This window comes from Pseudomonas glycinae (assembly GCF_001594225.2).
Classification (GTDB): Bacteria; Pseudomonadota; Gammaproteobacteria; order Pseudomonadales; family Pseudomonadaceae; genus Aquipseudomonas; species Aquipseudomonas glycinae.
The window spans coordinates 4,853,115-4,867,679 of sequence record NZ_CP014205.2 but is presented as its reverse complement, the minus strand read 5'-3'; the positions used below and the strand labels follow the sequence as shown (position 1 = coordinate 4,867,679).

Annotated in this window: 9 protein-coding genes; all 9 read right to left on the bottom strand. The window is 55.5% G+C overall.

Annotated features, from left to right (window positions below):
* Positions 1-4 precede the first annotated feature (4 nt).
* Positions 5-799 carry a hypothetical protein gene (locus AWU82_RS22225; protein ID WP_223290649.1) on the bottom strand — a complete coding sequence of 265 codons (795 nt, stop codon included), beginning with the start codon at positions 797-799 and terminating at the stop codon, positions 5-7.
* A 16-nt stretch (positions 800-815) separates the two neighbouring features.
* Positions 816-2,204 carry a lysozyme inhibitor LprI family protein gene (locus AWU82_RS22220; protein ID WP_170928907.1) on the bottom strand — a complete coding sequence of 463 codons (1,389 nt, stop codon included), beginning with the start codon at positions 2,202-2,204 and terminating at the stop codon, positions 816-818.
* A gap of 104 nt (positions 2,205-2,308) precedes the next feature.
* Positions 2,309-3,082, bottom strand: coding sequence for a hypothetical protein (locus tag AWU82_RS22215; RefSeq protein ID WP_064379824.1), 774 nt, complete (start codon positions 3,080-3,082; stop codon positions 2,309-2,311).
* Complete coding sequence (locus AWU82_RS22210) at positions 3,079-6,207, bottom strand: glycoside hydrolase family 19 protein (protein WP_064379821.1); 3,129 nt, start codon at positions 6,205-6,207, stop codon at positions 3,079-3,081. The genes AWU82_RS22215 and AWU82_RS22210 overlap by 4 nt, the downstream gene beginning before the upstream one ends.
* Positions 6,207-7,217, bottom strand: coding sequence for an SEL1-like repeat protein (locus AWU82_RS22205; protein WP_064379819.1), 1,011 nt, complete (start codon positions 7,215-7,217; stop codon positions 6,207-6,209). Before AWU82_RS22205 ends, AWU82_RS22210 begins: the two co-directional genes overlap by 1 nt.
* 10 nt (positions 7,218-7,227) lie before the next feature.
* The gene (locus tag AWU82_RS22200; RefSeq protein WP_064379817.1) at positions 7,228-9,264 is read right to left on the bottom strand and encodes a type VI secretion system Vgr family protein; all 2,037 of its coding nucleotides are present in this window, start codon (positions 9,262-9,264) and stop codon (positions 7,228-7,230) included.
* A 28-nt stretch (positions 9,265-9,292) separates the two neighbouring features.
* Positions 9,293-10,294: a serine/threonine-protein kinase gene (locus tag AWU82_RS22195; RefSeq protein ID WP_064379816.1), complete on the bottom strand. Its 1,002-nt coding sequence runs from the start codon at positions 10,292-10,294 to the stop codon at positions 9,293-9,295.
* Complete coding sequence (locus AWU82_RS22190; RefSeq protein ID WP_039765158.1) at positions 10,291-11,019, bottom strand: PP2C family protein-serine/threonine phosphatase; 729 nt, start codon at positions 11,017-11,019, stop codon at positions 10,291-10,293. Before AWU82_RS22190 ends, AWU82_RS22195 begins: the two co-directional genes overlap by 4 nt.
* The gene (gene tssM / locus AWU82_RS22185) at positions 11,019-14,558 is read right to left on the bottom strand and encodes a type VI secretion system membrane subunit TssM (RefSeq protein WP_064379815.1); all 3,540 of its coding nucleotides are present in this window, start codon (positions 14,556-14,558) and stop codon (positions 11,019-11,021) included. Before tssM ends, AWU82_RS22190 begins: the two co-directional genes overlap by 1 nt.
* Positions 14,559-14,565 lie beyond the last annotated feature (7 nt).

Here is a 14,565-nt window from a genome sequence, read left to right as displayed (position 1 = left end):
AGGCTTACTCAAAAGCCATGCTGCGCACCGCTGTTTTGATTTGTTCAAAGCCTTCGGCGCTGATCGCCAATGAGGTGGATGAACCCGACTCCGCCGAACCGATCAGCACCTGTTCGTTATGCATCAAGCAGAAGGTGATACGACTGAACTGACGTGGATTCTTGCCGTGGTAACCAATGACGAATCCTGATGAACTCGCGCTCTGCAGGGATTCGAAAGTGAAGGATTGCGGATCACCGGCCAACAACGTCGGTTCCCAACCATGATCGGTCAGGGTCGCCGGGCATTTAAGGTCGTTACTTTCTCGCACTAGTTGCAACTCAATCGCGTCATCAAGCGGCGGCTTCTGAGTGGTGAGCGCGGAAAGGTTGTTGGCACTTTCACACATGACACCGAACCAGGGCTGGCTCAGCTTTGCGGGCTTTTCGAAATTCCACTCATAACCAGTCGAGGTCTGAGCCTGCGATAAACGCGGGGCGTTAGTGGTTTCAGGCAGTTGTTTGGCCGCAATGAATACCAGATCAGGCGTATTGAACTGCAACCATTGATCTTTCGAGAGCGTCATTGAGAACCGGCAAGGTGTCATGTCGACCGCAGCTTCGGCTGGGCCTTGCGCGATCTGCGACTGACCCGACGCATTGCCCACCGAGACAACACTTGCGGCGGCATGACTGGCCTGCGCGAACGCAGCAACGCTGATCAGCAATACCCGCAGAAATCGAGGCCTCACGAAACCCGGTATCGACAAGTCAGGCACAGTTCCACCCACTTGGAATTTAACGGCAAAGAATCGCGACACATCCGCGCTCCGAGTTTCAAATGCAATGGCTCGCCTTGATCGGCTCTGGAACTTGCGACTTCAATCGCGCCACACTGTCGACGCCCGACCGATAACCTTTGTCAGCCGCCATTTGATAACAGGCTAACGCCCGGGACATATCTTTCGTTCCCAACTCGCCCCCCTCAAGGGTAGATGCCAGATAAAACATCGCTTCCTTTGAGCCCATGGTAATCGCCCGAATGACCTGCTCTTCTGCCTGCTTGGGATGAAGGCAAGGACCGTTATAGTCGGTGGAGTTTCCTGAACAAAGAAACGTGGCGTAGCCCAACGCACCACTCGGTATTTTCGAAGCCGCTTTGAACAACGCTTCAACCTTGCTGGTTTCCAACTGAGACGCCATCTGCGAAAGACTCAAGCTCGCCGCTGACAGGCTCGCCTCTGGATCACCCGACTCAGCCGCACAGACATAATTTTCCAGGGACGCTTCTAACAATTCCGCAGTCAGACGGTATTGCTCGAGCGAACCCAGCCCTCCCAAAGCCTCGGCACGTTGATCACAGAAGTTCTCGGCACGGCTCATTGCAGGGTTACGTGTTGCGACAAGATCCTTCTCGCTGATCGACCAGTCTTCAACGCCTTCAAGCACCCAGCACGCCTGACGAGAGAAGTTGAAGATTTTTACATTGCTGTTGCCCGCCCGTTTATCGACCACATCGACGTGACTGTCATCGACCTCTTCAATCTCGACTCCAGGTGTCTTGCCGGGTGTGATGGCGGCCATCAGCGGATAGGTGAAGGAAGCTCCGCTGACGCCCGAGGTCGAAGGCTCAAAGGTACTACGGTCCTTGCCTGCAACCGGCTTCAACAAAAGCAACTTGACCGTCATCGCAGTGAGACGACGCTGTGATTCACTGCTGGCGGAAAACGCTGTCAGGAAAGCAGGGAATTCCTCCGAAGGACAAGCGCCGTTGGCCGGCGTCGTCGAAGTGCTCTTGTCGGATGCAAGAACAGGGACGATCTTGTCCAGGTACGCCGAGCGCTCGCGACTCATTCTTGTGATGCACGAGTTGACCGCGAACACATGCGCCGGCATCCCCGTCTCGATCTCGAATGCCTCCAATGGACAATTCGCATCGCGCAATTTCAGCCACGCGCGTTGCGACTCTTTAACCTTCGCCGCGTACTCTGCGCCCAATGCCGGATCTGCTCGATAGTCAGACTCAAGCCGCGCCATCAATTGCTTATAGCTGACGTTCAGCTGCGTATCGGCAGCCTTCATTGCCGATTCGGAACAGGGCACCATTTCCAGACTCGAAGTAACCTGAGTGCAGCCATCCTGCGCATACACCGCCGAAGCCGGCAGCAAAAACCCGCCGATAAACGCAAAAAAAAAACGCTTCACTGTGTTTAATCCTTGATTCATTCAGGTCATCACGCTTCGCGCTTTGCAAAACGGATTGCTTGGCGGCGGTCATTTCCCTCGCCATTCAAACCCTAATTTTTTGCCCTGTTCATAGTCCCGTGATATCAGCATCCATCCGCATCACCACATAAGATCCATCCGCGAATTTCTTTACCTTTTGGTGTTTTGAACATAACCGAGAGCCAGCCAGCCTCAACAGCTTCCTGCTGGACCTTGTCCCCAGCGATCAGATACATACGAGTGACATCGTCAAAAACCGGAGAACTATAAATTTTGGCTTTTTTGTTTATCGTCAGCTGAACAGGAATACCGTCATTCCATTTAGAAAAAGCCGTGGTAGCAAGTTTATTACTGACAGATAATTGATCCTTGTAAGGAAACACGTACAAAAACCCCTTATAGTCATCCGTCAATATATCCCCACCCTCACCAAAATACTTGGAAATCCGCTCATCCCTTGAGTAACCATCATCGCTCTTTTTGTAAACATGCACACTGTAGTACTCGCCAGAGTACTTAACTCCGGTATCAGAATGTATTCCCACACTGTGAATTACAAATAGTTCACTTTCAGAGCCGCCTTTTACATCAGCAAAAAAAGCCGCACGGACTTGTCCTGTATCTGCCAAATACGGTAACTGCCCGACCAATGTCTTAGCCCTACTCGCACAATCAATATAGTTAACATCTATACCCATTTGACTGTTTGATCCGTCACTACTCGCCTCACCCTCTATGGGAACCAGATCAAAAACAATCGCACCGTCTTTTGTTGAGATCGAATGGTAAGCTTGACTCTCAGGGACATCGCAAGCAAATGAAGCTACCGAATACAGACAAAATGAAATTAGAAATCCCGACTTAAACAAAGCTCTCATAACGAACAGCCTCCAAATCCAGCCTTAAATTTTTCAGCAATCTCTTTCGTGTACTTCTCTCGTTTATCAAGCTCTTTCAGCCCAGAGTTGATAACCCTAGTTACAGACTTAATCTTGGCATCTATATCAGATGAGCTAGCATCCGCAAGCGCACCGATACCTTTCGACTTCCAAAACCACAGACCAGACTCTATTGCGACTTTCATATTGTCTTGTGCCAGGTTTGGATTAGCATCGATATTCACACCTATCGCCACAGCGCATTCACGATAGTTAGCATAGTGAGTCAAATGAAGAAGACCTCTACCCCTGTAGTCGTTATGAGGGTACTGATTGCTACCAAAGCTATGTTTACCGTACGCTGGATCGTTTTCAATCAAATGCTGATCTATATACTCAAGTTTTTCCTCTCTGGTTAGTGACATTCCCAGCCTTGCAAAACCATCATTAATAGCGGTCGGTGCCATTCTATAGAGTTTTTCGGCAGTATAACTACGGCGAGTATAATTTAGACTCTCTCTGAAAGCAGAAAATTGAAAAGTTTCGTGCTTACCCTGCCCCATTATATGGAAAACCTGAGAACAGGTATTCACACCATACTTGGGGAAAAGCTCGTTCGCCACCGTAACAAATTCACTGATAAATGTATCCGCTACAGAGGATGGACAAATGCTTCGCATCAATGCATTAGTTAACGCGATATTACTGCCACACTTCTTGCACATATTGGTGCCCGACGAAGGCATCATATTTCCGATCATAGCAATTGGATGAAAATGCCATACATTTCCATCGCCCACGCCTTTAGACTGCGTAACCGGATCATCCCAAAATATTAAGCTATCTATCCGTTCTTTCTCGTGCTTTAAAACAGACGGATTCCCCTCGAGCAACGTATCTAGCCGTGCCCACTTGGCAGAATCAGACTTAGACCTCCACTCTGTTGGGTGATATGCAATAAGCTTTGACCAGTGGTTTCTAAACTCTACATTCTTAAGCGCAATTGGAAAATCTTCGGGAGTGACTTTTTGATCCTTATTACCAAACTTATCCAAATCCTTATATAAGGCTTGAAAAAAATCCGGCATATCTCCGGGATCCAGAAAACCATCGGAATTTGAATTCGACTCCTTAACAACACGAAAACCTAGTTTTTCCCAATCGTGTTGACTGAGGAGCTTTGCGCCTTCTTTTTTGAGCAAGCCGGTTTTGCTTTCTGCGTTATCAATTATAGTTATTTCATACCATTCTTCAGTGTCCTTATATAGAACGGCCTTTCCAAGCTCTACAAAGCTTTCATTAGAAATCGTCACCACTCCGGTTTGCGGTGGCTTGCTTCTTAAGTTCGTATTCGCTGGCAAATGTAGGTATTGTTTCCCCTGTTTCACATTTGCTTTATTTTTTAGAAAATCCTCAATTTTAGGATCAGCCGAGAAAATCTCCACGTGAACTTGATAACTTCTCGAAACTCCACCATCTGGACCTGCCAATGTTTCATTTAAACCAAGAAAACCAATTGTGTCGCCTGCCTTAATTGCCGTATCCATCGGCACAATCTTATCAAACTCAGTCGGAACCAAGCCTTGCAATTGAACATAAGGTTTTTCAACACAAGCCCAAAAAGTGGCGGGCACAGGAGTGGAGTGGCTTTTCAAACCGGTTGCAGCGCCGGAAGCACTCGGTACAAAGGAGCATTCCGCCATTTTGAAAAACTTAGAGCCAATCTTCAGGCTAAAAACTTTCCCGCTATCAAATTCTATTATGCTATTTGTACAAAGAACTAAGTCTGCGTTCTGTCCTAGACTATTTACCTGTCTAATTGCAGCCCCAGCTAAAGCACCGTGACTTTGCGTTGAGGGAGCCGCTCGCAAAGTAAGCCCCGTTCCGGAAACTACAGCTCTGACTTTGCCCTTCCAATAGTCTGGTTTCTTTCGCTCTGGTGCAGTTATTGCGCTCCAGCTCGGGCTTCCATCACCTCTTGGATAGGCGATGCCGTTTTGCTTATAGGCGAACCAAAAATCTTGCCCTGGAGTGCGCCCTCCAACAGTACCTTTAATCAGCTTACCCTTGGCGTGGACGTGATCAGAATGTTCTTCTAGTATTTCAATTTCAGTTCCAGCAGAAATTGAACCATATTCGACGCAGCCGCTTGCACCAAGAATATCGCTTCGCGCTTTAAACCCACTTGCGATCATTTTTATTTTTGGAGCACCTGGTTGCTCTGGGTCATCCGCATACCTGTCATATGGTAGCAGATGCATATACAGGCTATAAAATACGAGCTCATTCTCAGTGTTAGGCGTCACTTCCTTATTCGGAGGTGACTTATAGTCATGCCTAACAAGACAAAATGAATTTGAGTATTTCAATACTTCTGTAGAATTTGATGCCTCAAATGCAGTCGCTAGATAATCTTCATTCAAACGGTAGGCTACGACGACACCGTCTCCAATACAACGAATAGGCTCGTCTCGCATACATTGCGGGGCAATCCTATGTGATATATGAATTCCGCCATGCCAAAAACCATGATTACCTAATAAAAAATTTCCCGAAGTCTCACCCTCAAGGGCCTTAAAAACCTCTTCAGAATCTTTGAACTGTGTTCCATCAGCCTTTCTAAATGGAAATTGAAAATTCATTATAGGAGCAGCGGCTGGCGCAGTCGGCGCTGTGGGAGTCGGCGCAGGGGTAGACGCAGGTTGGGAACCTGTCTTAAAAATCTCCTTAACTCGTAAGAACTTTATCGGCATTCGCCAATAATTTGAACCGTTCCCAAATTTAGCGGAAGCAGGACCAGTAGAATTTTGTGAACCGAAAAAGTTTCCACTTCTGTTTTCGACATCGATATCTTCGACAAATCCCGTATGGGTTGGCCAAAGCGCGATGTCCCCTGGCAACACATCTTTCCACTCAATAACATCGTAATTGTCGACGTTCGTTTTGAGCAAAGCAGTATTATTGTACGGAACGTTATAGCCAGCCGCCTTTAGCATTTCCCACACTAAAGTTGAGCAATCAATCTCTTTTTTGCCGTCGCCATCAGTATCTTTTCCCTTGCCGCCACCATAAACATAATCGCCTTTGGTATAGAGCGGTCGCTGCTCAAGAACTCCAGTAGTCATCAGTTAGCTTCCTGCTTCAAGCAATTTGAGGATTCAGTTTTTACATTCTTGGCAATCAATCTCGCTGCATTTTCCTTGGATAACTCAAAACCTTGAGCAGCCGCAGCTTGGAAACACGCCAGTGCACGATTGATGTTTTTAGTACCGAGGGTCCCCCTTTCATATGAGAGTCCCAATTGATTCAACGCTTCCATAGAGCCCAGTTTTGAACCTGCCTCAAGGGCGTTCAAAGACTTTTGGGGATCTGCGCAGGGACGGACTTGGTCATAACGGCCTTCGTCGCAATAGAAGTTCGCTAGTGCCAGATTTGCTGCTCCAGAAGTGCTGGCCGCGCTGAGCAAAAGCTCAAGAATCCTTGCGTCATCCAAGCGCGGCGCTTGACCTGATAGGCTCAGCAAGACTGCCTGATACCCCGCTTCTATGGAGCCCTTATCTGCGCCGTTCATATAGCTATCAAGTGCAGAAATATAAAGCTGACTTGATGCTGGAAACTCTGCTTCCATCGCCAAATCAGCATAGTTTTTCCCTCTCATCAAGCTGCGCTCCCCAGGAGGGAGACTTGATGCATCAACCTGAGAGTCCAACACGGTTTCTAGCGACCAGTTTTCAAGGCTACTCAAAGACCAGCAATCGGCTTTTTGGAATGTAAGGATTTTCAGCAACTCTCCTGCCCGATCACGTACGAAGATCTTATTCGGAGGTTGAACCTTTACCTCCAAACTCGACATTTCGACTACTTCGGGAGAGACCGCGCTCAGCTCGCCCCCCCCTAGTACCTCAATTTCTCGCTCAACCACTTTAGGTTGACTACCCTCGGCAACAACCTCCAAAAAGTGGATAGGAGAAGCGGTAAACGCGCGTTGCACCTCTGGCTTCGCCAAAAACTCTTTCACAAAACCATGAAAATTATCAGAAGGGCACTGAATGGCGAATACGTCTGAACTCAGGCCCAATACCAGCAACACGATCCATCTCAAGCCGAATTTCCCGGCGTTCTTTTTAATTTTCATAACTAACTCATCACTCAGAAAACACAAAAAAAGCCTTCGGCTTAACCTTCTCAGGCGGCGCATTCAACAACGCCTGATCCATCAAACTCCCCGCCTTATCCTTATCCGCCGCCCCCGGCAGCACCGGCGGTTTGATCCCGATCCCGGTGCCACTCCCCGCCGACCCGCCAGCATTAATCTTCACCACCGGCCCAACCACCGTCACACCACCGCCATCGAGCTTGATGAAACTGCCGCCGCCGAGAATCGTCAGCTCAGTCCCCGCCTCAATGACAATCTTGTCCCCAGCCTTGATGTGAATCTCTTTCCCGACACTGGTCAGTTGCGCCGTCCCGAGCTTCACATGCTGGCTCTCACCAATAGTGAGGTGGTCATCCATCCGCGCTTCAATCTTGCGGTCGCTGATGGTGGTGCGGTGCTCTTCAGCCTTGAGTTCGGTGTAGGTGTTCTTCACCACCGTGTCGTGACGTTCATTGCCGACCCGAATCTTCTGGTCGTGTTCGACGTTTTCATCCCAGTCGCGCTGGGCGTGGATGAAGATTTGTTCGGCGCCTTTTTTGTCTTCGATGCGCAGTTCGTTATAACCACCGCCGCCCGGGGAGCTGAGGGTTTTGAAGACGCTGCGGGTTTTGTTCGCCGGCAAGGCGTACGGCACCGGGTTTTCCTTGTGGTACAGGCAGCCGGTGACGAGGGGCTGGTCGGGGTCGCCTTCGAGGAAGGTGACGAGGACTTCCATGCCGATGCGCGGGATGCTGATGGCGCCGTAGCGGTCGCCGGCCCAGGAGCTGGAGACGCGCAGCCAGCAGCTGGTCTTGTCGTCGGCCAGGCCTTCGCGGTCCCAGTGGAATTGCACTTTGATGCGGCCGTATTGGTCGCAGTGGATTTCTTCGCCTTTCGGGCCGGTGACCATGGCGGTCTGGCTGCCGAGCACGCGGGGTTTCGGGTGTTCGAGGGCCGGGCGGTAGAACACGTCCCACGGGGTGGCGAGGAAGCGGTTGCGATAGCCCTGGTGGAAGTCATCCTTGTTGTCGGTGGTGTCGCTGGTCACCGATTCTTCGAGGACTTGCGGCTGTTTGCCTTCGTGGAAGATTTCGGTGAGCAGCCACAGGTCGTTCCACTCGCTGCGCGGGTGGTCGGACATTTCCATGAAGTGGCCGCTGACGAGTCTGGTCTGGTCACCGCGACCTTCGGCCTGGCGGTAGTCGGCGCGGTGGCGTTCGAGGGCGCGCTGGCTGAGGAACTTGCCGCGCGCGCGGTCGATGAAACGGCCGGGGTAGTCGTAGTCTTCCAGATCCGGTTCAGTGCTCTCGCCATCAGGTCTGTACGCAGCCTCCATTTGCAGGCGCGGTTTCTCGAAATCGTAGTCGCGGCGGGTGGTGCGGCTGGTGCGGGTTTCCAGGCGCAGCTTGAAGCCTTTGATCACCGGTTCTTCGGCGACCATGCCGCTGCCCTGCACATACGCGGTCGGTTGGCCGAGGTTGGGGAACACGGTCTGGTCGTCACCGAACACCAGCAGGTGACCTTTCTTGCTGTGCTGGAAGTGGTAGTGAATGCCTTCTTCTTCGCACAGACGCTGGACGAAATGCAGGTCGGTTTCGTCGTACTGCACGCAGTAGTCGCGATCCGGGCACGGCTGGCTGAGCTGGAAGCTGTAGGCGTTGCCCTTGATGCCGTGCTCGTCGAGGATCAGCGCGATGATTTTCGGCGCCGACATCTGCTGGTAGATGCGCTGGTTGGTGCGGTGATGCAGGTATTGCAGCTGCGGCACCAGCGAAACCTTGTAGCGGGTCAGGCGCTTGCCGGCATCGCCCTGGGCGACGCGGTAGATCTGGCCGTGGATGCCAGAGCCCTGCGGATCGAGGGCGAGGAATGCCTGTTTGTGCAGAAGCTTTTCCAGGTCCAGATCCGGGTTTTCGCTGACCAGTTCCAGGTCGAAACGGAACGGCTGGCTGATGCCTTCGGTGCCGGTGAACGACAGGACTTGCAGGTCGCCCACGTAGTCTTCAACGGTCAGGCTGAAGTGCGTTTCGTTAGCTGGGTTGAACATAAAGTGCTCCCTGTTCGAATGTCATCCGTTACGCCCGCAGTCGCAAACGCTGCAGCCAGGACGAAGTGGCGCCCAAGGCGTCACGCAATTGGTCGGCAGTGATGGTGCGCTCTGCCGCGTCAAAGGCCAGCGCGGTGCGCAGTGCGGGCCAGCAGTGTGTCGGCAGATTTGCCGGGGCTTGCAGTTCACGATCCAGGTGTTCGTCACGGGCCTGGGTCGAGGGCAAGCGGCGGAACGGGTGTTTGCCGCCCGCCAGTTCATAGATCACGCAGGCCACGCCGTACAGGTCCGCGCTGGCCGACAGCGGTTGGCCCTCAAGCAGTTCGGGGGCGGCGTAGCCCGGGGTCCAGGCGTTGAAGCGCTCGCGGCTCAGGTGCGGCAGGCCGGGCAGGATGCCCTCCTCGGCTTGCCCGAGACCGAAGTCAAAGAGGCGCACGCCGTCTTCGCTGAGCATGACGTTGCTCGGTTTCATGTCACCGTGCAGCACGCCGCGACGGTGGGCGTAGGCCAGCGCGTCGAGCAGCGGCAGCGCGATGTCGCGCAGTTCTTTCCACGGCAGGCCCAGTGGCCGCTCGCAGAGCAGTTTGTCCAGGGTCAGGCCACGCATGAGTTCCATGGTGATGAAGGCCCGCTGGCAATCGGTGTCCACTTCGAACGTGTGCGGTCGCAGCACGTTGTCGTGGCGCAGGCGTCGGGTCAGGGCGAACTCGCTGTAGAGCAAGGCACTGGCGTCCGGCGACTCGGCAAATTCTTCGCTGAGGATTTTCAGCGCAATGTAAGGATCGGGATCGCCGAACTGTTCGTGCAGCAGATCCCGGGCCCGGTAAACCGCACCCATGCCGCCGGCCCCGAGCAGGCGCTCGAGGTGGTAGCGGCCTGCCAGAACATCCGGCAGTTCGCCGACGCTGGCCTTGGTCGGCGCCAGCGCGGGTTCGGCGTTGTGCTGCTTTGCGAAAGCAAAATAGGTCAGGTTGTTGGCCTGCTCTTCGCTCATCAGCAAGTCGTCGACTGAGGATTCGATTTCAGTCATTGGCGGATCACCACGGCCGTCAGATTGTCGCGGGCGGCGCCACGCAGGGCGCCGTCGAACAGACGTTCCAGCGCCACATGCGGCGCCGCCAGGCTGAGGGCGTTGCCGAGGGCATCGCTGCTCAGGCCTTGATACAAACCATCGCTGCACAGCAGGAACACATCGCCCGGATACACCTCAAGCTCCAGCACATCCAGGGTCAGTTGTTCCGCCGCTCCGACCGCCCGGGTCAAGGCCTGGGCCGCCGGGTGCGCCGCTGCCTGTTCGACGCTCATCTGTTGCTCGTCGATCAGTTGTTGCTGCAGCGAGTGATCCTTCGACAGCTGATATAACCGCTGCCCGCGCCACATGTAGCAACGGCTGTCGCCGGCCCAGATGCAGGCCGCACGGTTGCCTTCCACCAGCAGCGCCACGACGGTGCTGCCCATGATGCTGTCGTGGCGCCCGGCGGTGACGGTCAACTCCTGCCCCAGGCGCCGGTTCAGCCAGTGCAGGCACTGGCGGATGGCTTTGAGGCGTTCGTCGAAGTCCTCGTGTTGCGGCAGTTCAGCCAGGCTGGCGACGATCAACTGGCTGGCGATGTCGCCCCCCTGATGACCGCCCATGCCGTCCGCGACCACCCACAGCCCATGCTGCGGGGTGTCGAGGAAGGCATCTTCGTTGCGCGACCGCACCTTGCCCGGGTCGGTTCGCGCCGCGCTGCGCCAGGGACTGGCCACCAGCATCAGAGCTGCACCGGCATACGGAAGGTGCGCAGCACGCCCATGTCGAACGGGTTCGGCGTGCGCTGGCTGGTCAGCAGGTAGTTGGCGCGCAGGCCACCCACGTCGGCTTTCAGCACCAGCACGTCGCGACCGGTCAGGTACTCGGTCTGCATCAGGTCGAACAGACGGAACAGCGACCACGGGCCGGAGTTCTTCTCGATGCCGATCGGGCGCCCGGCCATCTTGTCCATGACCAGGCTGGTGCGACCGTCTTCAGCATCGGTCGGCCACTTGAAGCTCATGGGCAGGATCGGACCGTGGCGGTACTCCATGGTCTTGTCGCCGAACTTGAACTCGGAACGGCTGACCGCCGGATCGAGGGTGTACGGCTCAAGTTTGAACTGCACGGTCGGTTCGGCCGGGTTGATCGAGAAGAAGCTCTGGCGAATGTTCAGGGCCGCCGCCATCTGGTCGAGGAACACCTTCGACACCGGCAGGCTGCGACCGTCGATGCTGCGCATCCGGTAGTTGCCCGGATCACCGCTGACGAACGGACGCATGTAGCTGTCGAAGAAGCGGTCGATGGTGCCTTGAGCCCGGAAGAACTCGCGGAAATCGCTGATCGCCACATCGCTGGTGCTCGAGGCGCTGAACGGGTAACGCTTGTTGATCGTCTTGCCATACACGCTGTACAGCTCGTTCTGATAACGGCCGTTCAGGTACTGGTAGGCATCGTTGAGCACCAGGCGCCACGAGTCTTCGGCCAGCACGTTGAACCACACGCTCAGCGGACGCGGCAGACGACCGGACGCATTGCGCAGGTTGGTCAGCGCATCACGCTGGCCGCTCATGCGGGTCTTGGCCAGTTCGAACGCGGCCTGCTCCGGCGTGCTGGAACGGGCAAGGCCCGCCAGTTGCAGTTGCAGGTCGTTGAGCGCGGTGAAGGCCGGGGTCAGGTCAGCGGCCGGGCCGTTGTTGTCGTCGAGCAACTTGTGCAACGGCTCGAAGCGACGTTGCAGCGACTTTTTGGCGGTGTCCGGCAGGTTCTTCGCCACGTTCAAGGCCGAGGCCTTGTCCGCTGCCGCCGCGGCGAGTTTGCCGACCTTGCCCAGTTTGCCTTTCTGTCCGGCCAGCGCATCAGCCGCGTCACCCGCCTCGTCCACCGGATCGGCAGCGGCCGGGAAACGGGTGTTCTCACGCACTTCGGTCAGCAGCGCCAGCACCGGCGAGTTGGCCGAGGTCAGGCCCGCCAGTTGCTCGGCTCCTTCACCGGCATCGCTGATCGGCGGCAGCGCCACCTGGCCAACGGCTTCGCTCCAGTAATTGGCGTAGTCGCGGAAGTACAGTTGCTCCAGCTCGACCATCAGGCGACGCAAGTCCATGTCGCTGATGCCCGCGCCTTCGCCCAGCACCCAGTTGTCGCGCAGGATGTCGGTCACCAGCGACGCGCCTTGGACCGAGAAATACTGCTGATAACCGGTCTGGGTGTAGAAGCCCGGAATCACGTATTCAGTGCCGATGAACAGCGAGCCCTGCGGCCCGAGGTGCTGGCTGAAACGGTAGTCCGGCAGGTTGCGCGCCTGCTCGCGGAGCATGCGGTAAACCACGGTCGCCAGCGATTCGCTGCGCAGCACCTGACGCGCCTGAGTCACCAGCTGCTCGTTGAGCGGATAGATAAACGGCTGCTGCAACAGACGCTCAAGGTGCGTGTTCAGACCGTTCTGCACTGCGGTGTTGCCGGTGTAGCGCTGCGACCAGTCAGCCGCGATCCAGTCCTTGAGCCATGCCGCGTCACGACGATCCTTCATGTTCAGCATCAGGTACGCGCGCAAGCTGTTGATCAGCTTTTCGCGGTCCTTCATGTTGGCGCGGATCTGGCCTTCAAGCATCGTCGCGACGCGTGGCAGCAGTTGCTTTTCAAGCTCGCGCTCGTAAGCCTCCTTGACCACCGGATTGACGTCCTGGCCCTGATACAGCCCCATCCGTTCGTGGTACGCCGCGTCGCCTTTTTTCGGGAACACCTGGGTGGCAGCGTAGCTGGTGTCGAGGGTTTTCAGTGCGCCCATGGCGTCATCGCGCGGCGACAGTGCCGTACGCTGCTGAGTCCAGTTCTGCGCCAGATTGCGCAGGTTTTCCAGGCGCTCGTAGTTGGCCGAGAAACCACCGGCCCAGAGCATGCCGAACAGCACCAGCGCACCCAGTGCGCCGACGTACAACGCACGCTGGCCCCAGTGGATGCGGCTGCGTTCGCGCTTGTCCAGACCGGCCAGATCGGCCTCGGGGAAAATCACCCGGCTAAGCAAGTGATGGATGAAACGCGAACGACCGCTGCGCAGGGTCGGCAACACGCCGGCGCTCATGCCCAGACTCGCGCCGATGCCGGCGGTGGTCGAATCCATTTCCTGAGTCAGGTGCGGTGCGCTGGTCAGGTAGAAACCACGCAGTTGCGTCGCACGCTGGTAGCGGTTGCCGGTGAACGCCATGTCGACCAGCAGGCACAGACGCTCGCCGATCTGGCCCATCTGGTGCGGGAAGTCGAGGATGCGGCCACGGCGCTGGGTGTCGCGCTCGGAGTGCATGCGCATGATCACCTGGCTGTTGAGGCGACGCAGCAGCTCTTCGAACTCGTTGCGCAGTACCGTCACGTCGGTGCCGACCTGATCCTTGCGGAAACTGGTACCCAGCACCTGATCGCTTTCTTCGCGGGTCAGTTGATCGAAGAACTCGTCGAAGCCCAGCAGCTTGTCGGCCTTGCTCAGCACCAGATACACCGGCACATCGACGTGCAGCTTCTGATAGACGTCTTGCAGACGCGCACGCACCTGACGGGCCAGGGTTTCGATGTCCTGTTCGCTGCCACCGGTCAGGGTTTCCACCGGAATGGTCACCAGCACGCCGTTCAGCGGACGACCGCGACGACGCTTGCGCAGCAGCTCCAGCAGGGTGGTCCAGGCGCTGCCGTCGACTTCCGCATCCGGCTGGGTCAGGTAGCGGCCGGCGGTGTCGATCAGTACACCGTGATCGGCGAAGTACCAGTCGCAATGACGGGTGCCGTGGGTGTCACGGGTCAGCTTGCGGTCAATCTTGTTGATCGGGAATTCCAGCCCGGAGAAGTCCAGCAGGCTGGTCTTGCCGCTGGCCTGCGGGCCGATCAGCAAGTACCACGGCAAGTCATTGCGCCAGCGCTCGCTGCGGCCGCGATACAGGCTCGAAGTCTTGAGGGTTTTCAGGGCGTCCTTGAAACGCTCCTTCAACTCTTTCTGCTCTTCGTCGATCAACTCTTCGCGGCGGATACGGTCCTGGCCGTCTTCGGTTTCTTCGACGGCTTTCTTGCGGATCCCGGCGCGCCAGCTGACGAAGACCATGGTCAGGCCCCAGATCAGGAACAGCACGCTGATGGTCAGCAGACGCGAGGTCGCGCTTTCCCAGAACTTGTAGTCATCCACTGCCAACAACGGGCCGACGAACCACACCAGCAGCGCCACGAACAGCACCAGCAGCAAGGTCCAGACCCAGGTCTGGCGCAGGAAGGCGCCGACTTTCTTGAAAAACTTTTTCATCACACGT